Origin of the sequence: Nocardia lijiangensis NBRC 108240, assembly GCF_001613045.1 — a bacterium.
Lineage (GTDB): Bacteria > Actinomycetota > Actinomycetes > Mycobacteriales > Mycobacteriaceae > Nocardia > Nocardia lijiangensis.
This window is the reverse complement of the sequence record NZ_BDBP01000034.1, coordinates 35,187-60,852: the sequence shown is the minus strand read 5'-3', so window position 1 is coordinate 60,852 and position 25,666 is coordinate 35,187. Positions and strand designations below refer to the sequence as shown.

Sequence of the window (25,666 nt, the reverse complement as noted above, 5' to 3'; positions counted from 1 at the left end):
GTTCAATCGGGGGCAAGAGTTTTGCCTCGAGAACGCGTGGTACGTGGCGACTATGGTCGAAGTCATGGTTACCGGCAGCAGCTCGACGACGGCAGATCACCTTCGTGCGGCACTCGACGGACCGTGGGGTTCGGTCCGCGAGGAGGCCCGAACCCAACTGGCAGGGCAGGAATTCACCGGCGACCCCTACCTCGACTACAAAGCGGCGCGGGCCCGCGTGCTGGACCAGATGCGGGTGATCGCGACCCTCGGCTACGCCGAGCGCGGATTCCGCAGGGAGAACGGCGGAACCGGCGAACCGGGCGCGGCCGTCACCGGATTGGAGATGCTCGCCTACGCCGACCTGTCCTTGTGGGTCAAGGCGGGCGTGCAGTGGGGGCTGTTCGGTGGGGCGGTCGAGAACCTCGGCACCGAACGTCACCGTGAGTACATCGGCAAACTGATCTCGCTCGATCTGCTCGGCTGTTTCGCGATGACCGAATCAGGGCACGGCAGCGACGTCGCCAATATCGAGACCACCGCCACCTACGATCCCGCCACTCAGGAATTCGTGGTGCACAGCCCGACGCCCTCGGCGCGCAAGGACTACATCGGCGGCGCCGCCGAGCACGCCCGGATGGCGGCGGTCTTCGCCCAGCTCGTCGCGGGGGGCGAGAACCAGGGCGTGCACTGCCTGCTGGTGCCGATCCGCGACGAGCAGGGCGCCGACCTGCCCGGCGTCACCACCTCCGACGACGGCCTCAAGGGCGGGCTGCTCGGCGTGGACAACGGCCGCATCGCCTTCGACCACGTCCGCGTCCCGCGCGAGAACCTGCTCAACCGCTATGCCGACGTGGCGCCCGACGGAACCTACAGCTCGGAGATCGACAACCCGAGCAGGCGCTTCTTCACCACCCTCGGCACGCTGGTGCGCGGGCGGGTCAGCGTGGGCGGCGCGGCCGCCGCGGGCGCGCGCGTGGCGCTGAGCATCGCGGTGCGCTACGCGCTGAAGCGCAGGCAGTTCGCCGACCCGGACAGCGGCGAGGAGACGGTGCTGCTCGACTACCGCAGCCACCAGCGCAGGCTGCTTCCCTTGGTGGCGAAGTCCTACGCCTACGCGTTCGCGCAGAACGATCTGGTGCGTCGCATGCACCTGGTGCAGACCGGTCAGGATCTGGATCCGAGCGCACAGCGCGCGCTGGAGAAGCGCGCGGCGGGCCTGAAGGTCGCCCAGACCAGGCACGCCACCCGCGCCATCCAGGAGTGCCGCGAAGCCTGCGGCGGCGCAGGGTATCTCACCGAGAACCGCCTGGTGACGCTGAAGGGCGACACCGATGTGTTCACGACCTTCGAAGGCGACAACGTAGTCCTTACCCAGCTGGTCGCCAAGGAGCTGCTGACCGCCTACGCCGACGAGGTGCGCGACCTGGACGCGCTCGGCTGGGTGCGCTTCGCCGCCACCATGGCAGGCGATGTGGTGCGTAAGCGCTCCGGTGTCCGCCAGCTCATCCAGACGCTGCGCGACCGGGGCGACGACGGAGTCGACGAGGGCGATCTGGCGCGCCGCTCGGTGCAGCTGCAACTGTTCGCCGACCGCGAGGACTATCTGGTCCGTACCGCCGGGCACCGGCTGCGCGCGCGGGCCGAGGAGACCGGCCCCTTCGAGGCGTTCAACAACGCCCAGGACCACATCCTGGCCGCGGGCGCCGCGCACATCGACCGGCTGGTGCTGGAGGCCTTCATCGAAGGCATCGGCGACATCGAGGATCCGGACGCCAAGGCGCTCGCCGACGACGTGTGCGATCTGTTCGTCTACACCATGCTCGAGGAGAACTCGGCCTGGTTCATCATGCACCGGTTCATGTCGGTCGAGCGCGCGAAGGCGGTGCGCCGCGGGGTGAACGAGCTGGTGGACCGGCTGCGCCCGCACGCGCTGACGCTGGTGGAGGCGATGGGCGTGCCGGAGACGATGTTGCGCGCCGCGCTGCTCGACGACGCGAGCGTCTACGAGCGGAGCTGATCGGCGGCAGCGGTCAGTGACCTTTGATCAGCGTGCGGATCGCCGCGGGCGGATCAGCCACATCGACCACCATGCGGGTGAACGGTCCGTTGGCGAGGTCGATCCGGATGGCCCTGCCGTCGAATCGCGTGTCCCAGAACTCCTTGCGCCCCTTGCCGTCCCGGTAGGTACCGGCCGCGATCACGCCGGGCAGGTAGGTGCCGGGGACGTGTAGCCACGGCGGCCGCAGCCACGGTTCGGCGGGCACGACCTCACCGATGTCGGCGTGCTCGACGGTGATGGTGCGGCGCAGCGCCCACAGCCGATGCGCGCCGAGCACCCGGATCGTGACGGTGCCGTGTGTTACCTCGAGCTCGACCACGGATGCTCCTCTCGGGCGATCAGCCCGGCCCGTAGGTGAGGATCGCGGTGACGACGAACCACAGTATCCAGGCGACGGCCACCACCATGCCGACCGTGAACACCGCCCGCATGAGCGCGCGGCCCATGTCGATGTCGCCGCGCTCCGTCGGGTACAGCTTCCACGGGCTGTACCACGGCGCCTCGATGGCGAAGCCGGACCCCTGCGCATCGCGCTCCAGCTGAGCCAGCTCTTCGGCGTACGCCTCGGCCTGCGCCTGCTGCGGGCCGCCGTGCCACAGGGTGATGTCGATGGGGCCGAGGAAGCCCTCGTTGAGCAGTTCCTGCGGTGCGGGCAGATAGGGGAGAAGGCCGAGACCGCGGAAGGCGAACGCGATGTCGTTGGCGGTCCACAGGTGCTTCTCGCTCTCGGCGAGGGTGTCGAAGTAGTGCCGCAGCCTGCCGGGGTCGTTGCCCAGGATGACGTCGAAACTCGGGTCGCTCCAAGCCTGTTCGATGCGCAGCTCGGCCCCGCGCAGCGGGACCACCAGCGCGACGCCGTGCACCGCGCGCTGCCCGAGGCCGCGGGCGGACAGCCAATCCTGCAGCGCGAAGGTGTGGTCGCGGGACTTCTCCAGCGGCGTGCGCTTGTCCCTGCCCTCCATGGCGGCGGGTTCACCGTTGATCGTCCACGGCCCGTTCAGCGGGATCTCCAGCGCGCCGTCCTGGCGGGCGACGAGCGCTTCGGCCTCGATCACCACGCAGCTCGTCGGCGTCCAGACGACGGCGTCGAACTGGTGCAGTTTGTCCTTGTGGAACAGGCTGCAATTGATGGTGGCCACGCCGTGCGGGCTGACCGGATCCTTCCAGGTGCGCAGCCAGTCGATCAGTGCCCGTTCGGCATTCGTGCCAGCCGGGTTCTGTACTCGTACGAGCATTCGCGACCACCCTTCACGTCATCACTCGACAGTGGACAGGATACGAGCAAGGGCGCGAGGCGCGCCGTGCCGACGCCGACACCCGGCGTGTTGGGAGTGGGCGTCACCGGTCACTCGGGAACCTCGGCGGCGAGTTTCCCCGCCCGCACCGCGCGCTCGAGCTCCGCGTGGTCGGCCTCGGTGCGGTCGGCGTAGCGCACCGCGAAGGCCGCGACGGCGTCCTCGAAGCGCTCGTCGCCGTCCAGATAGCCCGAGAGCAGGCGGGGGTCGAGCGACCGCGAATGCGCGCGGGCCAGCAGCGCGCCCGCGAGCCTGCCGTAGTCGTCGAGGTCGTCGGCGGACAGCGCGGCCGGATCGATGCTGCCCTTGAAGTTGCGGAACTGCCGGACGATGAAGGGCAGCTCGCGTTCGCCCAACGCGAGCGTCGTCCAGCCGAGCATGATGTCGGACTCGGACTGAACCAGCCTGGCGCCCTGCACGATTCGCTCGCCCTCGTGCCGCACCGGCGGCGCGGGCAGGTACGGAGCCAGCGCGGACGGAATGGACTGCTTGAGTTGCAGCACAAGCACTTCGCCGTCGTTGCCGTGCAGCAGCGCGACATAGCTGTGCAGCCCGACACTTCCGGTGCCGACGATGCGAAAAGCGACGTCGGACACCGCGAATCGGGCAAGCAGATTGCGCCGCGACTCGCGCAGGGTGTCGCCGTAGCGTTGCAGCCCGTCGATGACGGCCTGCTCCACGGCGTCCTCGACCGGGGTGAGAACCGGTGGGTCGCTGACGAATCGGTGCTTGCTGATATCGGTCTCGTGGTCGTCGAGGTGCCTGGTCCACTTGGCGGCGACCTTGGCGCTGGTGTTCTTGCGCGCCTTCTTGGCCGCCTTCTTGAAGTCGTCGAGCAGGGCGTCGGCCTTGGCCCTGCTGATCACGGATTCGTCGGGCAGGGCGGACCAGGACTCCATGAACGGCATGTCGGCGAGTGCGTCGACGGCGATCCGGTAGCTGCGGGCGGCGTCGCGCGCGGCCTTGCGGCAGTCGTCCTCGTCGGCGCCCGACTCGCGCCCGGCCAGCACCAGGCTGGCAGCGAGGCGCTCCAGATCCCACTCCCACGGCCCGGCGATGGTTTCGTCGAAATCGTTGATGTCCATGATGATTTCGCCGCGCGAGGTGCCGTAGAGGCCGAAGTTCGCGGCGTGCGCATCGCCGCACAGCTGCGTGTCGAGCCCGCTGACCGGCCCGCCCGCCAGATCGGCGGCCATCAGCCCGGCCGCGCCGCGGTAGAACGTGAACGGTCCGGACATCATGCGCCCCACCCGCAGCGGCACCAGGTGCGGGAGCCGGTCCGCGTGCGCGGCGCGCAGGAATTCGAGCACCTCCGGCCGCCGCGCGCCGGTGACCTCGCGGTCGCGTGCGGTCACCGGGACGCGCTCGCGCAGGGCGCGCCCCTGTTCCCGCACCTTCTCGGCGGAGACGTAGGAGCGCAGATCAACACCACTGTCCGACACAACGGATCACGCTAGCCTGCCGACGCCTGTTCCCGCGCATCGTCGGCACCGAGCTCAGTTCGCGGGCACCGGGGGATCGGCGGGCGTGATAGGCAAGTGCAGCGCGCCCGGCGCCGCGGCGGGCACGGCGGGCCTGGCGGGCGCGACCGGATCGATGCGCAGGTAGCGGTCGCCGAGCGCGGGGCGCGGATCGTGCTGGCCCTTGTTGGGCCAGAAGGCCATGGCCCGCTCGGCCTGGGCGGTGATGGTCAGCGAGGGGTTCACGCCGAGATTCGCGGTGACCGCCGACCCGTCCGCGACGTGCAGACCCGGATGCCCGAACACTCGCTGATACGGGTCGACCACGCCGGTCTCCGAGCTCTCGCCGATCACGCAGCCGCCGATGTAGTGCGCGGTGGCGGGAATGTCGAAGACGTCCATGATCAGGCCGTGGGTGTCGCCGTCGACCTTGTCGGCGAAGCGGCGGCCGACGTCGTGCGCGAGCGGGATCCAGGTCGGGTTCGGCTCGCCCGTGCCCTGCCTGGTCTTGAGCTGACCGCGCTTGCGGAACGAGGTCAGCGAGTTGTCCAGCGACTGCATCACCAGCAGGATCACAGACTTCTCCGACGCGTGCCTGGCGTTCAGGCTGCGCAGAAACACCAAAGGATGCAACAAGATCGCCAGCAGGAACCGCAGGAACCGGAACGCGCCGCCGTCCACGATCGGCACCGACATCGGGAACAGCGCGTTCTGTCCCTTGCCGTAATGGCAGACCTCGATGTGTGTGTCGGCCTCCGGGTGGATGGAGGAGGTGATCGCTATGCCCTCGGCGAAATCCCGGCGCGAGCGGCTCACCACATTGAGAATTGCCTCGGAGTTGCTGCGGGTGAGCTCGCCGAGTCGCGGTGAGAGCTCGGGCAGCACCCGTTCGTCGCGCATCCGGTGCAAGAGCTTCTGGGTTCCCAGCGCGGCGCCTGCGAACACCACCTGCTCGGCGGTGAACGTCTTGCGCTGCTTGCGGATCCAGCGATCCGAGCGCTCGGTCTGCACGGCGTAGCCGCCGCCGGAGAGCGGGCGCACCGCGGTGGCGGTGGTCAGCGGATGCACCTCGGCGCCCGCCTGTTCGGCCAGGTACAGGTAGTTGGTGGGGGTGGTGTTCTTGGCATTGTGCGGGCAGCCGGTGAAGCACCGCGCGCAGTGCACGCAGCCGCGCCTGCGCGGGCCCGCGCCGCCGAAGTAGGGATCGTCGACCTCGGTGCCGGGATCGGACTCGTTGAAGAAGACGCCGACGTTCGTGGCGTGGAAGGTGTCGCCGACCCCGAGATCGTCGGCGATCTCTTTGATCACCGCGTCGGCGGGCGTCATGCGCGGGTTGGGCGCGACGCCGAGCATGCGTTTGGCCTGGTCGTAGTAGGGCGCCAGTTCGGCCTGCCAGTCGGTGATGTGCGCCCACTGCTTGTCGGTGTAGAAGTTCGGCAGCGGCTCGTAGAGGGTGTTGCCGTAGATGAGCGAGCCGCCGCCCACTCCGGCGCCCGAGAACACCGCGCACTTGCCGAGGATGCTGATCCGCTGCGGTCCGGTCAGGCCGAGGCGCGGGGCCCAAAGGGATTTGCGCACGTTCCAATTCGTGCTCGGCAGGTCGTCGGGCGTCCAGCGCCGCCCGGCCTCCAGCACGCCCACCCGGTACCCCTTCTCGGTCAGCCGCAGGGCGCTCACGCTGCCGCCGAACCCGGAACCGATCACTACCACGTCGTAGTCGAATGCGGGCATGACATCCTCTCCTCATCTACTGATGATGAGATAGTTTCATAGTCATTCTTTCAGGGTGGGCGTTGTGGCGTAAACCCGCGGCGAGCCCGGATGGCGGCGCCGGGGGTTCGTGCGGTAAGCACTGGCGTGTGACAACGGAATCGGGGACGACCGAACCGGGCGAGCGCGCCGACACCGGCGGCGGGGTGTTCGACGACCGCATCCTCACCGTCCCGAACGTGCTGAGCGTGCTGCGGTTGATCGGTGTGCCGGTGTTCTTGTGGCTGCTGCTCGTCGAAGAGGCCGACGGCTGGGCTTTCGCGCTGCTCGTCGCCAGCGGCGTGACCGATTTCCTGGACGGCAAGCTGGCCAGGCTGCTCGACCAGGGCTCGCGCCTCGGCGCGCTGCTCGACCCCTTCGTGGACCGGCTGTTCCTGGTGACCACCTTGCTGGCCTTCGTGATCCGGGGGCTGCTCCCGTGGTGGGTCGCGCTGCTGCTCGTCGGGCGCGATCTGGCGCTGACCCTCACGCTCTCGGTGTACAAACGGCGGAACCTGGACCCGCCGGAGGTCATCTATCTGGGCAAAGCCGCCACTTTCGCGCTGATGTCCGCGCTGCCCTGGTTGCTTGCCGGACAGATGGATTGGGCACTCGACGGTTTCGGAAGGGCCTTCGGTGGGGCATTCTTGGTCTGGGGCACGGCGGTGTACCTGTGGACCGGCGTGCTCTACGCGGGCAAGGCCATTGCGGTGGCGCGAGCGATACCGGCTGTGGGGCACCGTCACCCATAACCGATAAGGTTGCGTGCAACGTTCACTACGAAAGGACGCCTAGTGCCCCTAACCCCCGAGGATCTGCGGTACACCGAAGAGCACGAGTGGGTGCGCCGGGTCGCCCCGAACCGGGTGCGGGTCGGTATCACCGACTATGCGCAGTCGCAGCTCGGCGACGTCGTGTTCGTGCAGCTGCCCGAGGTCGGGAAGGAAGCGAGCGCGCGCGAGGGCATCGCCGAGGTCGAATCGACCAAGAGCGTTTCCGACATCTACGCCCCGCTCGCCGCGAAAGTTGTTGCGGTGAACGAAGAACTCGCCCAGTCTCCGGAGCAGCTGAACACCGATCCGTACGGTGATGGGTGGCTGTTCGAGCTGGAGGCCGACGACGCCGCCGGGCTCGATGTCACGCTGGGTGAACTGCTGGATGCAGCAGGTTATCAAGGAGTTATCGGGGGCTGACGCGGCCTTCCCAGTTCCACCTGCACGGGCACGCCCCGGCAGGGTACGGTCAAAGCCAACAGATCTACCGGCATCCGGTGCCGGTGTTCTAGCGACACGACCTGTCGTGTCGGCGAAGCATCACCTGCTTGCATGGATAATCAGGTTCGAGGAGGAGAGAAACGGTGAGCGAGAACAAAGACCCGGGTTACCAGGAGACCGCGGCCGAGACGACGTCGGTCTTCCGCGCGGATTTCCTGAACGAGGTCGACGCGTCGCGCTCCGGTGAGCAGACCGGCGAACAGCCGGTCCAAGGGGTCGAGGGCCTGCCGGTTGGCGCCGCCCTCCTGGTCGTCAAGCGCGGACCGAACGCGGGATCGCGATTCCTCCTGGATCAGCCGACCACCTCGGCGGGCCGCCACCCTGACAGTGACATCTTTCTCGACGACGTCACCGTCAGCCGTCGGCACGCCGAGTTCCGGCAGGACGACGACACCTTCCAGGTGGTGGACGTGGGCAGCCTGAACGGCACCTACGTGAATCGGGAGCCGGTGGACTCCTCGGAGCTGCAGAACGGCGACGAGGTGCAGATCGGCAAGTTCCGTCTCGTGTTCCTCACCGGACCGCGCGCCTCGGTGAACGAGCCCTCGGCGGGTGCGGGCAGTCTATGAGCATTGGTTCGGATGGCGGCGTTCGCGGGTCCCTGCATGGTCACGCTCCGCTCCCGCCTCCGGGCCCGTCGCTCGCGCCGCGGGCGCCGAGGTGTGTGAAGGACTCGGCGCTGTGACGGGCGCGGCGCAGTGGGCGCGCGGAGGGATGTCGATCGGCTCCGTGCTCGACCTACTGCGACCCGATTTTCCCGACATCACCATCTCGAAGATCCGGTTCCTCGAGTCCGAGGGCCTGATCCGACCGGAGCGCACGCCGTCCGGCTACCGCAGATTCTCGATCGCGGACTGCGAACGGCTCAGGTTCGTGCTGACCGCGCAACGCGACCAGTACCTGCCGCTGAAGGTGATCAAGGAACAACTGGAAGCGATCGACAGCGGGGCGGCCACGCTCGGTGTGCGGGAAGCCCGCGCCCGGGCGCACTCCGGTCGCCCCGGCGGTGCGGAGTCGGGGCCGGTCACGGCCGCCGATTCCGGATCCGCCGTCGCGCAGGGCGGCCGCGTCTCGCGGCAGGCCGCGCCGCGCAGGCTCGGCGTGGTGCCCAGCGAGGTCTCGCCGGACGAGTTGCGCTTCGATCACGAAATCCGGCTCACCCGAGCCGATCTGCTGGAGCAGGCCGAGATCGATGAGAAGTTCCTCAACGATCTGATCCGCGCCAACCTGATCACCCCGGGTGCCGCGGGTTTCTTCGACGGCGAGGCGGTGACGTTGGCCAGAACCGCCCGCGCCATGGCCGAATTCGGCCTGGAGGCACGGCATCTGCGCGCCTTCAAGCTGGCCGCGGACCGGGAGGCCGCGCTGGTGGCCCAGATCGCCGCGCCGATCGCGAAGAGCCGCGACGCGGGCGCGCGAGCAAGGGCCGAGGAAACCGTGCGCGAACTTGCGGCACTGTCGCTGACTCTGCACACCTGCCTGGTGAAGGCCTCGGTACGCAACTCTCTCGGAAGCTGACTTCCGCACCTGTATTCCACCCCGGCAACACGCCGATTTCGGCTGTGCACACCGATCGCAGCACCGCTGGGGGTTCGCCTAGACTCGTGGTACGGCGAGCTCTGCAGCGGTCAGGTGGGGCGGCCGGCGAATATGGGAGGCAGTGCTATGAGCGAGCGCAGCGAGCGAATCATGTTTCAGCGTGCTTCGCGCATGCCGGGGCCGAGCGTTAGCGAGGCGCAGGCATGAGTGAAATGCGCGTGATCGGCATCCGCGTCGAGCAGCCACAGAATCAGCCTGTGCTGTTGCTGCGCGAGGCATCCGGGGACCGGTACCTTCCGATCTGGATCGGGCAGGCCGAGGCGACCGCCATCGTGCTGGAGCAGGAGGGGGTGACGCCCATCCGCCCGCTGACCCACGATCTGATCAAGATCTTGATCACCGAACTCGGACACACCCTCAAGGAAGTCCGGATCGTGGATCTGCAGGAGGGCACCTTCTACGCGGATCTGGTCTTCGACAACGAGCTACGCATCTCGGCACGCCCGTCCGACTCGGTCGCCATCGCTTTGCGGGTGGGTTGCCCGATCCATGCCGAGGAAGCGGTCCTCGAGGAGGCGGGTCTGGTGATGCCCGACGAACGCGAGGACGAAGTCGAGAAGTTCAAGGAGTTCCTCGAGTCGGTGTCGCCGGACGACTTCAAGGCCACCGACAGCTGAGGTTCCGAGAATCTTCTAGACCTCAACTACAGCTGAAGACTTTTACCGCGCGTCGCGTTTGGTCCGATGATGTCGCTCCCGAGACAATCAACGGGAGTAATCTCGATAGTTGGGCCACGTCCGGAATGACGGGTTGTTGGTCATCACGGAGCCGGGCCATCGATGAGGCGAGGCGTCTGCGGAGCAAGGGAGTGGTCAGTGGCAGAGCAATCGCAGGATGTGCGGCGGCCGGATGTTCGTCCGACCGAGGGCTCAGAGGTGCAGCCCGGCCTGTTCCCGGACGACTCCGTACCGGATGAACTCGTCGGCTACCGAGTGCCGAGCGCGTGCCAGGTCGCTGGGATCACCTACCGGCAGCTCGACTACTGGGCGCGGACGGGACTGGTCGTGCCGTCCATTCGCGGCGCGGCGGGTTCGGGTAGTCAGCGGCTGTACTCGTTCAAGGACATCCTGGTTCTCAAGATCGTGAAACGGCTGCTGGATGCGGGGATCTCGCTGCAGAACATCCGCATCGCCGTCGATCATCTGCGCAGCCGGGGCGTCCAGGATCTGGCGGGCATCACCCTGTTCTCCGACGGCACCTCGGTGTACGAGTGCACCTCGCCCGAGGAGGTAGTCGATTTACTGCAGGGCGGGCAGGGTGTCTTCGGTATCGCTGTCAGCGGCGCGATGCGCGAGCTGACCGGCGCCATCGCGAACTTCCCCGCGGAGCGCGCCAGCACGGCAACCGAGCGACCGGAGGACGAGCTCGCCTTCCGGCGCAAGGCGAGGATGAACAGAGCCACCGGCTGAGACCGGGCGGCATCCGGCCACCGTCACCCACGCGGGACGGTGGCCTTTCGCTGTCCGCGGAACGGAGTGACGAGGGCGACACCGGGGCGGAGGCGTCGTTTCGCGGACAGGCGACATAAACTGACGGTGCGTCGCCGCCGTGCGGGAGAGTTCCGGTCTCGAGCAGACCGGGCGCCGAAGGAGCAGCACCTCCCCGTCAATCTCTCAGGCAACAGGGACCGTACGGGCTTCGGCGCCTCTGGAAAGCGGTGGTCTGCGCTGTGCGCAGGGCCGCCCGCCCATGGGGAAAGGGAACCGGTTTCGGCCGGCGCCCGAATCTCTCAGGCACCACGACAGAGGGGGAGGGCTGGTAATCGTCGACACCGCGTCAACCGAACGACACGGCTCGACCCGCCCGACCATGGAGCTGCTGCCGTGACTCGATCATTCGCCGACCGTCATATCGGACCCGACCGGGACGAACTCGCCCGGATCCTGCCCGTCGTCGGCGTCGGATCACTGGACGAGCTCGCCACCGCCGCACTACCCGCGAGCATCCTCGACGACTCCGCCGCGGGCGCCCTCGCCGGGCTGCCGCCCGCGGCCAGCGAACACGAGGTGCTCACCGAGCTGGCCGCCTTGGCGCACGCCAACACCGTGGCCACCTCGATGATCGGCCTCGGCTACTACGACACCCTCACCCCGCCGGTGCTGGTGCGCAATCTGCTGGAGAACCCGGCCTGGTACACCGCGTACACGCCCTACCAGCCGGAGATCAGCCAGGGACGCCTGGAGGCGCTGCTCAACTTCCAGACCATGGTCTCGGATCTGACCGGGATGGAGGTGGCCAACGCGTCCATGCTGGACGAGGCCACCGCTGCCGCGGAGGCTATGACGCTGCTGCGCAGGGCGGGCCGGTCGAAGTCGGCGCGGCTGCTCGTCGACGCGGACCTTTTCCCGCAGACCCGCACCGTGCTGGAGACCAGGGCCGAGCCGCTGGGCATCGAGATCGTCGAGGCGGATCTGTCCACCGGCGTGCTTCCGGAGGGCGATTTCTTCGGTGTGCTGCTGCAGGCGCCGGGTGCGTCCGGCCGGATCGTCGACTGGACGGCTGTGATCGCAGCGGCGCACGAGCGTGGCGCGCTGGTCGCGGTGGGCGCCGACCTGCTCGCGATGACGCTGATCACCCCGCCCGGCGAGCAGGGCGCCGACGCCTGTTTCGGCACCACCCAGCGCTTCGGCGTGCCGCTCGGATTCGGCGGCCCGCACGCCGGGTACCTCGCGGTGCGCAGCCAGTTCGCGCGGCAGCTGCCGGGCAGGCTGGTCGGCGTGTCGGTGGACGCCGACGGCGACCTCGCCTACCGGCTCGCGCTGCAGACCCGCGAGCAGCACATCCGGCGCGAGAAGGCGACCTCGAACATCTGCACCGCCCAGGTGCTGCTGGCCATCGTGGCCGCGATGTACGCGAGCTACCACGGCGCGGACGGTCTGCGGGCGATCGCGCGGCGGGTGCACGCGCACGCGGCGGCGATCGCGGCGGGGCTGGACGGCGCCGTCGTACACGACACCTTCTTCGACACCGTGCTGGCGCACGTGCCCGGCGGCGCGGAAGCCGTGGTGGCCAAGGCGAAGTCGCGCGGCATCAACCTGCACCTGGTCGACGCCGACCACGTGGCCATCGCCTGCGACGAGGCCACCACCCCGGCGCACGTCGCGGCCGTGCTCGAATCCTTCGGCACCGCACGGTCTTTGGACACCGACGCCGCCGCCGAGCCCGCCGCCTCCATCGAGACGCGCACCTCCGGATTCCTGACCCACCCGGCGTTCACCAGCTACCACACCGAGACCGCGATGCTGCGCTATCTGCGGCGGCTGTCCGACAAGGACATCGCCTTGGACCGCAGCATGATTCCGCTCGGCTCGTGCACCATGAAGCTCAACGCGACCGCGGAGATGGAGCCCATCACCTGGCCCGGTTTCGCCAGGGTGCACCCGTACGCGCCGGTCGAGGACGCTCCCGGCCTGCTGAAGGTCATCACCGACCTGGAGAACTGGCTCTGCGAGATCACCGGCTACGACTCGGTGAGCCTGCAGCCGAACGCGGGCAGCCAGGGCGAGTACGCCGGTCTGCTGGCCATCCGCCGCTATCACCTGGACCGCGGCGACACCCACCGCGACACCTGCCTGATCCCGTCGAGCGCGCACGGCACCAACGCCGCCTCGGCGGCCATGGTCGGCATGCGCGTGGAAGTGGTCAAGTGCCGCGACAACGGTGACGTCGACCTGGACGACCTGCGCGCGAAGATCGCCGACCACGCCGACCGGCTGGCCTGCATCATGATCACCTACCCGTCCACGCACGGCGTGTACGAGCACGAGGTGGCCGAGCTGTGCGCCCTGGTGCACGACGCGGGCGGCCAGGTGTACGTGGACGGCGCGAACCTGAACGCGCTCGTCGGCCTGGCCCGCCCCGGCCGGTTCGGCGGCGACGTCAGCCACCTGAACCTGCACAAGACCTTCTGCATCCCGCACGGTGGTGGCGGTCCCGGCGTCGGCCCGGTGGCGGTGCGCTCGCACCTGGCGAAGTACCTGCCCGGCGACCCGCTGGAGCGCGGTTCGTACGCGGTGTCGGCGGCCGAGTACGGCTCGGCCTCGATCCTGCCGATCACCTGGGCCTACATCCGGATGATGGGCGCCGACGGCCTGCGTCGCGCGACGCTCTCGGCCATCGCCTCGGCCAACTACGTGGCGCGCAGGCTGGACGAGCACTTCCCGGTGCTCTACACCGGCGAGAACGGGATGGTCGCGCACGAGTGCATCCTCGACCTGCGCGAGATCACCAAGAGCACCGGCGTCACCGTCGACGATGTGGCGAAGCGCTTGGCGGACTACGGTTTCCACGCACCGACCATGAGCTTCCCGGTCGCGGGCACGCTGATGGTCGAGCCGACCGAGAGCGAAAACCTCGCCGAGCTGGACGATTTCATCGAGGCGATGATCGCCATCCGCAACGAGATCGATCAGGTCGGCGCGGGCGTCTGGCCCGTGCAGGACAACCCGTTGCGCGGCGCGCCGCACACCGCGGCCAGCCTGGTCGGCGACTGGGATCACCCCTACAGCCGCGAAATCGCCGTCTACCCACGGGGTCTCGCGCACGCCAGGGCCAAGGTGTGGCCGCCGGTGCGGCGCATCGACGGCGCGTACGGCGACCGCAACCTGGTGTGCTCCTGCCCGCCGCTGGACGCCTACGCCGACTGACACCTGATGAAGGCCGCCGCGCCGAGGACAGCACCTCGACGCGGCGGCCTTCGCGTACTCGGAAGCCGGCTCACCGGGCGCGGGCGGCGGCGAGGGCCGCGTCGGCGGCTTGGCGAGCGTCCTCGGCGGTCACCGGTTCGCGGGAGATGAACAGGCGGTAGAAGATCGGCGCGACGGCGAAGCGGACGACCTGCTCCGCGTCGATCTCGGGCGGGAGTTCACCGCGGTCGACGGCCCGCCGCACGATCTCGGCCGACTGCCGGTGGCGCGCCTGATAGAAGTCGTGCAGCGCGGTCGCGGCGGCGGGGTTCTGCATGGCGGCGGCGATGAACGCGGTCGCGATCGGACCCGCTTCCGGGTCGGCGAAGCCGGTCCGTACCAATTCGGTCAGCGCGCGCAGGTCTTCGGCGAGCGTGCCCGTGTCGGGAAGGGGCCACGGTTCGGCGGCGGCCAGGTCGAGCGCGTCCGCGATCAGGCCTTCGGGACTGCGCCAGCGGCGATAGACCGTGGTCTTGTGCACCCCTGAACGCTGGGCCACCGCGTCCACGGAAAGTCTCTCGTAGCCGTGCTCGGTGAGCTCAGCCAACGTGGCCGTGCGCACCGCGTCGCGGACCCGTGCGCTGCGGCCGCCCGGACGTTTCTGGGTCTCCAAAGACAACTCCTGTTGCGTTAGGGCGGATCGTTTGTTAGCTTAAAGCTACACAAGTAGCGATTGGAGTTCCACCTGACCACCCAACTGACCCTTCGGGGTGTTGCGAAGTCCTACGGCGACCGCCGCGTGCTCGACGACGTCACGCTGACGGTCCGGCCCGGTGAGCGAGTGGGCATCGTCGGCGAAAACGGTTCGGGCAAATCGACATTGCTGCGCGTCATGATCGGAGCCGAGCGCGCCGACGACGGTGTCGTAACCGTCGACGCGCCGGGCGGCATCGGCTATCTCGGCCAGACACTGGCGGGCGAGACCGTCGCCGACGCCATCGATCTGGCCCTCGCCGAACTACGCGACCTGGAGCGTCGGATGCTGGAAGCCGCTGCCGCGCAGGACATGGACGCCTACGGCGAGCTGCTCACCGCCTTCGAAGCCAGGGACGGCTACGACGCCGACTCCAGGGTCGACAAGGCGATGCACGGCCTCGGACTCGCGGGCATCGGACGTGAGCGCGCCGTGGCGAGCCTGTCCGGCGGGGAACAGGCGCGGCTCGGGCTGGCCTGCCTGCTCGCGGCCTCCCCGGAGATCCTGCTGCTGGACGAGCCGACCAACCACCTGGACGAAGCGGCCCTGACCTGGTTGGAAGACCGCCTGCGCACCCATCGCGGCACCGTCGTGGTGGTCTCGCACGATCGGATCTTCCTGGACCGCGTGGTGACCGCGATCATCGAGGTCGACCACGGCGGCGTCACCCGATTCGGCGGCGGCTACACCGGTTTCCTGGCCGAAAAGGCCGCGGCACGGCAGCGTTGGGAGCAGGCGTATGTGCAGTGGCAGAGCGAGATCCGGCGGCTCGAGGAATTCTCCGCGACCACCGCGCACCAGGTCGCGGCGGGCCGGAACATGAAGGACAACAACAAGATGGCCTACGACCGCAACGCGGGCCGGGTCCAGAGTTCCATCTCCTCGCGGGTGCGCCAGACGGCCGAGCGCTTGCGCAGGCTCACCGACGACCCGGTGCCGCCGCCACCGAAGCCGCTGCGCTTCCGCGGCAGATTCGGTGCGGCACAGGCGAAGTCGTTCGAGATCGGCGGGCTCACGCTCGGCCCGCGCGACCGGCTGCTGATCGACGGGCCCAACGGCTCCGGCAAGTCGACGCTGCTGGACGAGATCTACGCCGGCATCAGGGGACGAGTCGGCTACCTGCGCCAGGAGGTCGCGTTCGATCCGGCGCAGACCGTCGCGCAGGCCTACGGCCACGGCCGCGAGGCGCTGCTGTCGACCGGTCTGTTCCACCGCGGCGCGCTGGACGTCCCCGTCGGCGCCCTGTCGGAGGGGCAGCGCCGCAGGCTCGCGTTGGCTGGAGTGCTGGCGGGCGAGCACGATCTGCTGCTGCTGGACGAGCCGACCAACCACCTGTCGCTCGCGCTGGTGGAGGATCTGGAGCAGGCGCTCGGTGAATATCCGGGCGCGGTAGTGGTGGTCAGCCACGATCGGGCGCTGCGCCGCCGGTTCCGTGGTGAACAGAAGGGAGTGCATGAATTTGCCTGAGATCCGCACGACGATCGAGGCGCCGGGTGCGCCGTACGGCGTCACCGTCGACAAGGCGGGCGCGCTCTGGTTCACGATGGCCGCACAGGGTTCGGTCGGCCGGTGGGCGGGGGAGGGCATCGAGACCTTCGCCCTCGACCCGGCCGACGGGCAGCCGACGGTGATCGTCGCCGGTCCCGATGACGCGGTGTGGTTCACCGAGTTTCGCGGCAACCGGATCGGCCGGATCGGCGCGGACGGCGAGCTGTCGTTCGTCGCCGCCGACGCGCCGTACGGTCTGTGCGTTGGACCCGACGGCGCGCTGTGGTGCACCGAACTCCAGTCCGGTCACATCGGGCGGTTGTCCGGCGACGGCACCATCACCCGGTACCCGGTCGACGGCATGCCGTCGATGATCACCGCGGGGCCCGACGGCGCGCTGTGGTTCACCCTGAATCAGGCGAACGCCATCGGCCGGGTCACCACGGATGGTGCGATCACCACGTATCCGCTGCCGACCGAGCAGGCGAACCCGGTCGGCATCACCGCAGGCCCGGACGGCGCGCTGTGGTTCGTGGAGATCGGCGCAGGGCAGATCGGCCGAATCACCGTGGACGGCGCGATCGAAGAGTTTCCGCTGCCCGACCGCGCTGCGCGTCCGCACGCGATCATCGCGGGACCCGATGGGGCGCTGTGGTTTACGCAGTGGGGGAGCTCCCGGCTCGGCCGGATCACCACCGCGGGGGCGATCAGCGAACTCGACCTGCCCGGCGCGGAACCGCACGGCTTGGCGGTCGGTCCGGATGGGGCGATCTGGTTGGCCATGGAGTCGGGCGCGCTCGTGTGTGTCGAACCGGACGGCCGCGAATAGCCGTCCGACCTCGCACGAGGTTCCACCGGCAGGCTCCGCCGGGTCATCACCGCCGGGGCGATCAGCGAACTCGACCTGCCGGCGCCGAACCGCACGATTTGGCTGGCGACCCCGATGGCGCGATCGGGGTCGCCATGGGGTCGGGCGCGCTCGCCTCAGTCGAACCGGACGGGCGCGAATAGCCATCTGATTCGCCTCCGGGTACAACCGTGCACGCCAGCCCTACCGTCTTGGTCGGCCGGTCGGGTTCGTTGGAGTGTGGCCTTGGTAAATTCACGCGTGATTCCGGGCTGACGCGCGGTTCCACCGGTGGGCGCCCTCCGCAAGGGCGGCGCGCCGACGATGGAACCGCGCTCCGGCGACCTACGGCGTGGTGAGCGCTTGGACGACCGCGCTGCCGAAGCTGAGGTCGTTCGAGGTGGTCAGCCGGACGTAGCTGCCGCCGGTGCGCTGCGCGGCGGTTTGCAGCGTCTCGGTGCCGCCGCCGCCGATCACGATGATGTCGACGCGCACCGGGCGATCCGGATCGGCGGCGGCGGTGAGGTCGGCGAGCAGTTGTGCGCCGGTGAGCGTGGAGTCGTCGTCGGGCCCGTCGGTGATCAGCAGCACCGAGTTCGTCCGGCCCTCGGTGTAGCCGGTCACCGCGCTGCGGTAGGCGGCGAGCAGCGCGGGGTAGGCCTGATCGGTCCGGGTTTCGGTGGCGCGGACGGTGCTCAGCGCGGTGTCGATCGTGGTGCGCTGGCCGTCGGCGAGCGCGGCCGTGCGGGCTTGCACCCGGTAGGGATTGGCGCCGTCGAGGTTCTTGCCGAAAGTCCAGACACCGAGGCCGAAGTCCGGCGGCATGACGTTCATGGTGGAGCGGAGCGCGCCGAGTGCGTTGGCCAGGCGGGTGCTCGCACCCTCGGCGGTCGACATGGACGAGGAGACGTCGAGCAGCACCGTGGACTGCACGCCGAGCACCGGGTGCGCGAGGGTGGCCCGCACCTTGTCCAGCGCGGCGCGGGAGGCACCGGGACCGGTCGGCGGGGGCACCGCGGTGAAGCCCGCGGTGGTGAAGAACGGCGACTGTTCGGGGTTGCGCAGATAGTCGACGAAGAGCCCGGCGATCAGGTTCTGCGTCTGGTCGACCCACGGGCCGGATATGAGCGCGGCGGGGTGATCGGCCACCGGCGCGGTGCCCGCGGGCCGGAACACGGCGACGCCGGGCTGCCCGGCTATTTGCTGCTCGGTAGCGACTACCGCGTGGATGGCGGAACTCGCGCCCTGGGCCGGATTCGCGACCGCGACCAGCGCGGCGGCGGTGTCCGCGACCTCCGGCGCCCCGGACGCCAAGCCGGAGATCGCCGCGACCACCTGGCCGGACTGCGCGCCCGCGTCGGACAACGGCTCCTCACCGGCCACGGCCGACCCGACCGCGACCGCCGCGGCCACGGTGCCGTCGCCGGGCGGCAGCGCCAGCCGCAGCCCGCCCCAGCCGGACAGGCCGATCTCGTCGAGCGAACCCTGTTGCAGGCGAGGCAGATCGCCCCACGCGATCCGCGCGCTCTCCAGCGCGGCGCGCACCTGCTCGGGCACGCCGAGCGCGACCGGGCTGCCCGCGATCGGACTCGGTTCGCCCGCAACGAGTCCCGGCACTCGCATGGACTCGACGGCGCGCGAGGAATCCGGAATCCACAGCGCGGGTTGCGGTCCAAGCGCCGCGTTCCACGTGCCGCCCGCGCGGAACGCCTCGGCCACCGCCGCCGAGGGCCGCACGGTCACGGCGACGCGCGCGCAGTGATCGCGCACCTGCGGCTCGGTCGCGTTGTACTTGTCGGCGATGGCGCGTACCGGCGCCTCGATGTCGGGATCGACGGTGACGAACAGCGTCGAAGGCCCCTCGACGCATTCCGCGGCCGCCGCGCTGTCGCGGTCGGCGGCCCGGTCGCTGAATTGGAACCAGGCGAAAACCGCGGCAACGAGTAGCAGAATGGCCACCACTGCGATAACCGGACCTTTGCTGATACCTCGAGATCTGGTCCCGCTGCGATGAGTGCCCACGGCGATCAGTGTATGGTCACCGCCGGTTCGGCCGCCCGCCGAGTCCACGGACCGGTACGCGAGGCCCCTCGACGCACGCGAACCGCCGACGCTGCGGTGCGTCGGCGGCTCGGGCGGCCGGTTATTCGCGGATCATCCGCCCGCGGTCGAACTCGTGCCCGCCCCACACGCCGGACTGGCCGGTGCCGGCGGCGAAATCGGCGCAGGCCGCCCGGATCGGACAGCTCCCGCAGATGCCGCGCGCGTAGTCGAAGTCCTGCGACGGGTACGGAAACCAGGCTTCGTGATTCGGATCACCTCGGCACGCGGCCCGGTGCCACCCTCGGGCATCCGAGAGCGGGAGCAGGTCGCCGAGCGTCGGCTCGGCCCCGGTCGGCAATGTTCGGACGGTCATGATCCTTACTCCTTTCTCGGTTCTCAGGTGCTCGCCAGCTGCTTCCAGATCTGGCGTTGCCGCTTGGCGAGGTGATCGGGCGCCTTCGGTTCCCACAGCAGCCGCATGCCCGCCTCCTCCGGCGTGCGGTCGGCCTTGAGCGTGTTGCACGGAGCGCAGGCCGCGACCAGGTTGCTCCAGGTGTTGGGGCCACCGCGGCTGCGCGGACGGATGTGGTCGACGGTGCGGGCCCATCCGGCGCAGTAGCCGCACCGGTGCGCGTCGCGGCGCAGCACGCCCGCCAGGGTGGCGCGGCTTTCGTCGTGGACCCGGGTGATGTGCTCGATGTACACGTAGCGCAGCAGCCGGATGGTCTCCGGCAGCGCGATCTCCATCTGCCGCGACCGGATCGGGAAGTACGGCTCCCTGTCGGCGACGGATTCGGCGGCGCCGCTGATCAGCAGCACGACGGCGCGCTCGGCGGCGACCTCGTCGAGCGCCTCGTAGGAGGCGTTGAGGACGAGGACGCCGGTGTGTATCCAGTTGTCGGCGGTCACCGCCGCCGGATCGGCGGCACGTCGGAACATCATGGGGCTCACCATGTTTCGTGAAGGAGGTGGAAGATTCGGCGGAGCGCGGCGCCGTCGGGTGCGCGGCGCGCTCGGTTCGGGGAACCGGGAGGTCAGCGACCGGCCGGGAGGTGGCCTGCCGCGCCGCCATCGCCGCGCGACGGCTGTCCGTTCTCGACGGTCGAGAACCGCTGTACGGCTTTGCTGTTCGCCGAATACGCGATCGTCTGATGCACGGGCCACCTCCTCCTTCCAGGTACTCGCCGGATCGCCCCGCCGGTCGGGGCGATCATCGTGGAATCACATGGTGGCACAGGGAACCCGCGTTTGTCGGGTCATTTTTTTCGCGGGATGCGAGCGCGTCAGATCGCGTGCAGGGCCGCCGCGCCGAACGAGACGTCGAACCGGTCGCACCAGATCGAGACGCTGGTCAGGGCGGTGAGATCGACCTCGGCCGGGATGGCGTAGTTCTGGCTGCCCTTGTTGCCCTTCAGCTGCCCGAGATCGGTGTGGCGACCGTCGTCGAAGACGCCCCAGCCCGCCCTGCCTTCGAGCACCGGGGCGTCGGTGAGCCAGACATGCAGGTCCGGTCCGTCGGAGGTGTCCAGATTCTCCAGGCGCAGCACCCGGCTGCCGTCGGCCAGTTGCAGGACGCTGACGGCGCCCGAGGTGCTGTGCTCATGGGAGACGAACGTTCCCGTGGCGAGCGTGCGCGGCTGCGTCGGTGGGTCGATCTGCGGCATGCCCCCCGGCGGCCCCACCACGGTCGGGACCGCCTCGTTCACCGTGGTGTCGGTGACGAGCCGCCAGGGCTGGAACAGGGCGAGCGCCGCGCCGAGACCGGCTACGACGAGCACCGTGAGTACCCAGGCGATCGGGGATCGAGCGATCTTGCGCACGGACACCATGGTCTTCCTTCCCGCGGGCGAATCACGGCCCTGCTCCATCATCACCGAACACGGGCGAATCGTTCACGCGGTTCAGCCGAGCGGGGTGTGTCCGAGCAGAACGTGACCGCTGAATCGGATCTGCTTGGCCCGCGGCAGTGGATGGAACAGGCAGCCGTGCACGTCGCGGTAGCGCATCTCCAGCTCGCAGGCGCGCGAGTAGCCGACGCCGCCGACCGTCTCGATGGCCAGCCGCACGGTCTCGATGAGGGCATCGGCTGCGACGGTCTTGCGGCTCAGGGTGCGGGCGGCGTTGGCGTCGGTGTTGGCGAATCCCAGATTCTCGGACCCGGTGAACATCGCCTCCACGAGATCGGCCGCGGTGGTGTGCGCGTTGGACAGCTCGCCGACGAGCTGCACGATGTGCGAGTCGCCGCGCCCGGAGACCAGCTCCAGCGCGGTGTGCACCGCGTCGTCGGCGATACCGAGATAGGCGGACATGACCAGCGGCAGCGCCGCGCCGATCACCACGTTCAACAGCGGCGGCCAGACATCGGCGGGCCGGATCAGCGAGATGGCGGCGTCCGGCACGAATACGCCGTCCAGCACCACCGTGTGCGAGCCGGTCGCACGCAAACCCATGGTGTCCCACGTCTTTTCGATGCCGACGCCGGGCGCGCTCATCGGTATCGCGCAGTGCAGCACCTGCGGGCCCTCGGGTCCGTCGTCGTATCGCACGCTGGTGACGAGCACGGTGCCGACCTCGCAGCCGCTGGCGGGCGCCTTGCGCGCGTGCACCACGTACCCGCCGTCGACTCGTTCGGCGCGGCCGTTGGAGCCGACCCAGTCCGAGGCGCCGGTGCTGACCAGCAGTGCGCCGTCGACCACCTTCTGGAACAGCGGTGCCGCGTCGGCGCCGTGCTTGTGCCGCCACAGCTGGGTGGCGACCAGGTGGGCGTGCATGGCGAACGCCACCGCGGTGGACGGGTCGTGGCGGCCGAGTTCGCGCAAGATCTCGCCCATGTCGCGGTGCGTCGCCCCACCGCCGCCGTATTCGGCGGGCACCAGGGCGGCCGACAGGCCGGTGGTGCGCAGCAGGTCGAAGGCGGGTGCGGAGATCTCGCCGGTGCGGTCGCGTTCGGCGACCTCGGCGCGCAGGGTCTCGCCGACCGAGCGGGCGCGCTCGATCCAGCCGGTTGCGGTCGTTTCGGGGGTAGCAATAGTCGTCATGTTTCGAAGCTACGAAGCCTCGCGATAACCGAATAGTGCAGAAAGTGGACTCACCCGGTCCACGAAATGGACCAAGGAATCGCGAGGTGCGGCGTGACGACAACGACGGCGGGCTACGGACAGTACTGCCCGATCTCCCGGGCCCTCGACCTGCTCGGCGAGCGATGGTCGCTGCTCATCCTGCGCGACCTCCTCGTCGGAAGCACCCGCTTCAACGATCTCGCCCGTGGCCTGCCCGGGCTGTCGCGCACCCTGCTCACCAAGCGGCTGCGCCAGTTCGAGCGCGCGGGCCTGATCGAGAAGATCGGCGGACGGTATCTGCTCACCGAGGCGGGCCGGGACCTCGAGCCGATCCTGTTCGGCCTCGGCGCTTGGGGCGCGCGCTGGACCTTCGGTGAACCCGACCAGGAAGAACTCGACGCCGACCTGCTCGTCTGGTGGATGCACACCCGCCTGGACACCTCCTCGTTCCCCGGCATCCGTCAGGTGCTCGCGGTGCGGTTCACCGACGACCCGCGCCGCTATTGGATCGTCGTGGAACGGGGAGCGCCGTCGGTGTGCGTCACCGACCCGGGTTATCCGGTGGACGTCACCATTCGCTCCGACGTCAGCTCGCTGTACCAGGTGTGGCTGGGCCGCATCCCGGTGCTACACGCCCTGCGCACCGGACGCCTCGAATTCACCGGTCCGACGACTCTCACCCGCCGTATGCCGACCGCCATGCAACTGAGTCCCGTCGCGCCGTACTCGGATTCACGCGCCGAACTGACCTCGATGTCGGCCTGAGCGGGCCGCCCGCCGCTCATCGACGCTAGGGATTCCGTGCGATATCGATGCGAACGGACTCACTGTCCTTGATGACGAACACGCGGTCGCGCTTGGACTGCCACTGCTGCGGGAGCAGGTAGTAGCGATCCGAGGTGCGTGCGAGCAGCCACAGCCCGCTGTACACGTACCGGTACTTCTCGTTGGGCGCGCTGATCTCGCCCGCCTGGGCGCCTGTGCCCTCGATGCCGAGGCGGTCGACGCTGAACACGACGATGGACGGGCGGTCGACGAAATGCACCGTCTCCTGGTGAACGGCCTCGTCCTGGCCCTTGCGGACCGCGAAGTCGGCGACGGCCCAGGTGTAACCGATCATGGCGACAGCGACGAGCGCGATGGTCCTGACCTGCATCACCGTCCGTTTCGGCCGCCGGATGCCCAGCACGGCCGGGTACCGCCACAGCAGCCAGCTCGCGTAGCCGAGCGTCGCCGCACCCGCGATCAGCAAGAACGGCGCCTCGTCTTCGAGCGGAGCGGCCAATGATGTCGGCGTGGACGTGATGACGGCGACCACGGCGATGAGCAGCGTGCCCGCGGCGGCGGACAGGCCGACCCACCACCGCAGCGTGGTACGCGGGCGCCCGCTTTTGAGCGCGTGCCAGACCGGTAGCTTCCGGACTGCGAGCAGGGCGAGTATCCAGAAAAGGGTCGAAAGCAGGGGTAAGAACATCGCGCCGACGCTGAACAGGACGTAGTCCTGGGTCGTGAAGCCGAGCATTCCGGCGGACACGCCGAAGTGGCCGTAGAAGGCCCGGCTGTACGCCCAGCCGAAGTAGTAGAGCACGCCGGTGACGAAAGCCACCTGCGAGGCGATGGCTCCGAGCAGCGGAAGCAGCGCGAAGGCGCGCGCGTCGTTCGCGGTGGTCACCGGGATGGCGGGGCGGGCGAGGGAGTTGGCTCCACCTGCATGCCCGTCGGCCCCAGCGGGGACGTCAGGACCGGCGCAGACCGTGTCGGGCTGAGGGTCGAAGGCGGTCCGACCGTGGAGATGGTCGACGTCGGCCGACTGACGGGTGTGGCGGTGTTCGGAATCAGACCCGTATACGTAGGCGAGGCCGCGGTTGTCAGCGTCGGTGTGACCGAGAAGGTCGTCGGCGGCGTAGTCGTCGTGCGACGGTCTCCGATCTCCTCGGTAGCGCACCCGATCGCGCCGAGACCCAACGCCAGTAGCGCCACAGCGACGCCGTATCCAGTACGCACGATCGGAAATCCCCTCGCCGTCCGACCCACAACCTGCACCGGAAATTGTGGCACGAGACCGACTCCAGGCGGGACCGTTCGCCGAGACCGGAATTCCGCCGGGACCACGGCACGACGGTCCCGGCGGGGCGTCCGGCTACAGGTTGCCGACGATGTGCTCCAGCCGCCGCGCGACCAGCTCCCGCGCCTGCTCCCGCAGGGCGGGCCGGTACCCGCTCGGGTAGACGGGATCGCCGGGCGCGTAGTTCTTCAGCACCTCCTTGGCGAGGGTGATCTTGTGGACCTCGGTGGGCCCGTCGGCGATCGCCATGACCTCGGCGTAGTTCATCATGTCCACGAACGGCAGGTCCTCGCTGACGCCGAGGGCGCCGTGCAGGTGCAGGGCGCGCTGGGCGATGTCGTGCATGACCTTGGGCATGGCCACCTTGATGGCGGCAATGTCCTTGCGCACCTTCAGGTAATCCTGTTCCTTGTCGATGCGCCATGCGGTGCGCAGTACGAGCAGCCGGAACTGTTCCATCTCGATCCAGCTGTCGGCGATGCGCTCCTGGGTCATCTGCAGCCCGCCGAGCGGTCCCTTGCGCATTTGCCGCGAGACCGCGCGCTCGCACATCATGTCGAAAGCCTTGCGCACCAGCGCGACCGTGCGCATGGCGTGGTGCACACGGCCGCCGCCGAGCCGGGTCTGGGCGACGACGAAGCCCTGACCCTCGGCGCCGAGCAAGTGGTCGTCGGGGACCCGCACGTCGGTGAAGCGCAGGTGACCCTCGTGCTCGCTGAAGCCGTGCACGTGGAAGTTCTTGACGATGTCCAGGCCGGGCGTGTCCGCGGGCACGATGAACATCGACATGCCCTGGTACGGGCTGACATCCGGATTGGTGACGACCATGACGATGTGGAAGCTCGCGAACTGCGCGTTGGAGTTGAACCACTTCTCGCCGTTGATCACCCAGTGATCACCGTCGCGCACCGCGCGCGTACGGAACAGCGTCGGGTCCGAGCCGCCGGTGGGTTCGGTCATCACGTAACAGGAGCCGATCTCACCGGCCAGCAGCGGCTCCAGGTACTTCGCCTTCTGCTCCGGGGTGCCGTAGTGCGCGAGGATCTCGGCATTGCCGGAATCCGGTGCCTGGCAACCGAATACCGACGGCGCCCAGGCCGAGGTGCCGAGCACCTCGTTGAGCAGCGCCAGCTTCATCTGTCCGTAGCCCTGGCCGCCGAGCTCGGGGCCGAGGTGGCAGGCCCACAGTCCCTGTGCCTTTACCTGTTCCTTGAGCGGCCGCATCAACGCCATGGCTTCGGTGTTGCTGCGGTCGTAGGGATTCGGGTAGAGCAAGTCGAGCGGCTCCACCTCGGTGCGGACGAACTCCGCGGCCCAGTCCAGTTTCTTCTGGAACTCCGGGTCGGTCTCGAAATCCCAAGCCATGG

24 protein-coding genes and 1 riboswitch are annotated in these 25,666 nt (G+C 69.1%); of the genes, 11 read left to right on the top strand and 13 right to left on the bottom strand.

Annotated elements, in window-relative coordinates; all coding sequences use genetic code 11:
* The first annotated feature begins 64 nt into the window (after positions 1 to 64).
* Positions 65 to 1,999, top strand: a complete 1,935-nt coding sequence (locus NL1_RS13865) for an acyl-CoA dehydrogenase family protein (protein WP_067839130.1) — start codon at positions 65 to 67, stop codon at positions 1,997 to 1,999.
* Between the two features lie 13 nt (positions 2,000 to 2,012).
* Here NL1_RS13865 and NL1_RS13860 read toward each other — a convergent pair whose 3' ends face one another.
* From NL1_RS13860 to NL1_RS13845, 4 genes are all read right to left on the bottom strand, one after another.
* Complete coding sequence (locus NL1_RS13860) at positions 2,013 to 2,360, bottom strand: hypothetical protein (RefSeq protein ID WP_067839024.1); 348 nt, start codon at positions 2,358 to 2,360, stop codon at positions 2,013 to 2,015.
* A 19-nt stretch (positions 2,361 to 2,379) separates the two neighbouring features.
* On the bottom strand, positions 2,380 to 3,276 hold the full coding sequence (locus NL1_RS13855; protein WP_067839021.1) for a nuclease-related domain-containing protein: 897 nt from the start codon (positions 3,274 to 3,276) through the stop codon (positions 2,380 to 2,382).
* Between the two features lie 110 nt (positions 3,277 to 3,386).
* Positions 3,387 to 4,778 (bottom strand): DUF2252 domain-containing protein, encoded by a 1,392-nt coding sequence (locus NL1_RS13850; protein ID WP_067839018.1) that lies wholly within the window; start codon positions 4,776 to 4,778, stop codon positions 3,387 to 3,389.
* A gap of 54 nt (positions 4,779 to 4,832) precedes the next feature.
* Entirely contained in the window at positions 4,833 to 6,527 is a 1,695-nt protein-coding gene (locus NL1_RS13845; protein WP_067839015.1) for a GMC oxidoreductase, read from the bottom strand.
* 128 nt (positions 6,528 to 6,655) lie between these two features.
* On the opposite strand from NL1_RS13845, the gene NL1_RS13840 reads away from it, so the two are divergent.
* From NL1_RS13840 to gcvP, 7 genes are all read left to right on the top strand, one after another.
* The gene (locus tag NL1_RS13840; protein ID WP_373862556.1) at positions 6,656 to 7,297 is read left to right on the top strand and encodes a CDP-alcohol phosphatidyltransferase family protein; all 642 of its coding nucleotides are present in this window, start codon (positions 6,656 to 6,658) and stop codon (positions 7,295 to 7,297) included.
* 42 nt (positions 7,298 to 7,339) lie between these two features.
* Positions 7,340 to 7,738, top strand: coding sequence for a glycine cleavage system protein GcvH (gene gcvH / locus NL1_RS13835; protein WP_067839012.1), 399 nt, complete (start codon positions 7,340 to 7,342; stop codon positions 7,736 to 7,738).
* Positions 7,739 to 7,902: 164 nt separating this feature from the next.
* On the top strand, positions 7,903 to 8,388 hold the full coding sequence (gene odhI, locus NL1_RS13830; protein WP_067839009.1) for an oxoglutarate dehydrogenase inhibitor Odhl: 486 nt from the start codon (positions 7,903 to 7,905) through the stop codon (positions 8,386 to 8,388).
* A 145-nt stretch (positions 8,389 to 8,533) separates the two neighbouring features.
* Complete coding sequence (ftsR, locus tag NL1_RS13825) at positions 8,534 to 9,337, top strand: transcriptional regulator FtsR (protein WP_156094836.1); 804 nt, start codon at positions 8,534 to 8,536, stop codon at positions 9,335 to 9,337.
* A gap of 224 nt (positions 9,338 to 9,561) precedes the next feature.
* Entirely contained in the window at positions 9,562 to 10,035 is a 474-nt protein-coding gene (locus tag NL1_RS13820) for a bifunctional nuclease family protein (RefSeq protein WP_067839003.1), read from the top strand.
* 198 nt (positions 10,036 to 10,233) lie between these two features.
* Positions 10,234 to 10,827 (top strand): MerR family transcriptional regulator, encoded by a 594-nt coding sequence (locus NL1_RS13815; protein WP_067839000.1) that lies wholly within the window; start codon positions 10,234 to 10,236, stop codon positions 10,825 to 10,827.
* A gap of 132 nt (positions 10,828 to 10,959) precedes the next feature.
* A riboswitch (glycine riboswitch) is annotated at positions 10,960 to 11,058 on the top strand.
* 183 nt (positions 11,059 to 11,241) lie between these two features.
* Positions 11,242 to 14,064 (top strand): aminomethyl-transferring glycine dehydrogenase, encoded by a 2,823-nt coding sequence (gcvP, locus tag NL1_RS13810; RefSeq protein WP_067838998.1) that lies wholly within the window; start codon positions 11,242 to 11,244, stop codon positions 14,062 to 14,064.
* Positions 14,065 to 14,134: 70 nt separating this feature from the next.
* Here the strand turns inward: gcvP and NL1_RS13805 are convergent, their stop codons facing one another.
* Entirely contained in the window at positions 14,135 to 14,716 is a 582-nt protein-coding gene (locus tag NL1_RS13805; protein WP_067838995.1) for a TetR/AcrR family transcriptional regulator, read from the bottom strand.
* A 60-nt stretch (positions 14,717 to 14,776) separates the two neighbouring features.
* Here NL1_RS13805 and NL1_RS13800 point away from each other — a divergent pair, with 60 nt between their 5' ends.
* On the top strand, positions 14,777 to 16,264 hold the full coding sequence (locus tag NL1_RS13800) for an ABC-F family ATP-binding cassette domain-containing protein (RefSeq protein ID WP_084510565.1): 1,488 nt from the start codon (positions 14,777 to 14,779) through the stop codon (positions 16,262 to 16,264).
* Positions 16,251 to 17,114 carry a virginiamycin B lyase family protein gene (locus tag NL1_RS13795; protein ID WP_067838993.1) on the top strand — a complete coding sequence of 288 codons (864 nt, stop codon included), beginning with the start codon at positions 16,251 to 16,253 and terminating at the stop codon, positions 17,112 to 17,114. Before NL1_RS13800 ends, NL1_RS13795 begins: the two co-directional genes overlap by 14 nt.
* Before the next feature lie 363 nt (positions 17,115 to 17,477).
* On the opposite strand, the gene NL1_RS13790 is transcribed toward NL1_RS13795, so the two are convergent.
* The 6 genes from NL1_RS13790 to NL1_RS13770 form a co-directional block, all read right to left on the bottom strand.
* A complete protein-coding gene (locus NL1_RS13790; protein WP_245673239.1) occupies positions 17,478 to 19,094 on the bottom strand; it encodes a VWA domain-containing protein in 1,617 nt (538 codons plus the stop codon).
* Between the two features lie 181 nt (positions 19,095 to 19,275).
* Positions 19,276 to 19,548: a WhiB family transcriptional regulator gene (locus NL1_RS13785; RefSeq protein WP_067838990.1), complete on the bottom strand. Its 273-nt coding sequence runs from the start codon at positions 19,546 to 19,548 to the stop codon at positions 19,276 to 19,278.
* A gap of 23 nt (positions 19,549 to 19,571) precedes the next feature.
* Positions 19,572 to 20,117, bottom strand: coding sequence for an HNH endonuclease (locus NL1_RS13780; protein WP_067838986.1), 546 nt, complete (start codon positions 20,115 to 20,117; stop codon positions 19,572 to 19,574).
* A 92-nt stretch (positions 20,118 to 20,209) separates the two neighbouring features.
* Complete coding sequence (locus tag NL1_RS39915; protein WP_281180822.1) at positions 20,210 to 20,332, bottom strand: hypothetical protein; 123 nt, start codon at positions 20,330 to 20,332, stop codon at positions 20,210 to 20,212.
* 126 nt (positions 20,333 to 20,458) lie between these two features.
* On the bottom strand, positions 20,459 to 21,004 hold the full coding sequence (locus tag NL1_RS13775; protein WP_067839119.1) for a DM13 domain-containing protein: 546 nt from the start codon (positions 21,002 to 21,004) through the stop codon (positions 20,459 to 20,461).
* 72 nt (positions 21,005 to 21,076) lie between these two features.
* Positions 21,077 to 22,213, bottom strand: coding sequence for an acyl-CoA dehydrogenase family protein (locus NL1_RS13770; protein ID WP_067838983.1), 1,137 nt, complete (start codon positions 22,211 to 22,213; stop codon positions 21,077 to 21,079).
* A 93-nt stretch (positions 22,214 to 22,306) separates the two neighbouring features.
* Here NL1_RS13770 and NL1_RS13765 point away from each other — a divergent pair, with 93 nt between their 5' ends.
* Positions 22,307 to 22,999 carry a winged helix-turn-helix transcriptional regulator gene (locus NL1_RS13765; RefSeq protein WP_218024408.1) on the top strand — a complete coding sequence of 231 codons (693 nt, stop codon included), beginning with the start codon at positions 22,307 to 22,309 and terminating at the stop codon, positions 22,997 to 22,999.
* Between the two features lie 25 nt (positions 23,000 to 23,024).
* Here the strand turns inward: NL1_RS13765 and NL1_RS13760 are convergent, their stop codons facing one another.
* Positions 23,025 to 24,179 (bottom strand): hypothetical protein, encoded by a 1,155-nt coding sequence (locus NL1_RS13760; RefSeq protein WP_067838977.1) that lies wholly within the window; start codon positions 24,177 to 24,179, stop codon positions 23,025 to 23,027.
* Between the two features lie 195 nt (positions 24,180 to 24,374).
* Complete coding sequence (locus NL1_RS13755; protein ID WP_067838974.1) at positions 24,375 to 25,664, bottom strand: acyl-CoA dehydrogenase family protein; 1,290 nt, start codon at positions 25,662 to 25,664, stop codon at positions 24,375 to 24,377.
* Positions 25,665 to 25,666 lie beyond the last annotated feature (2 nt).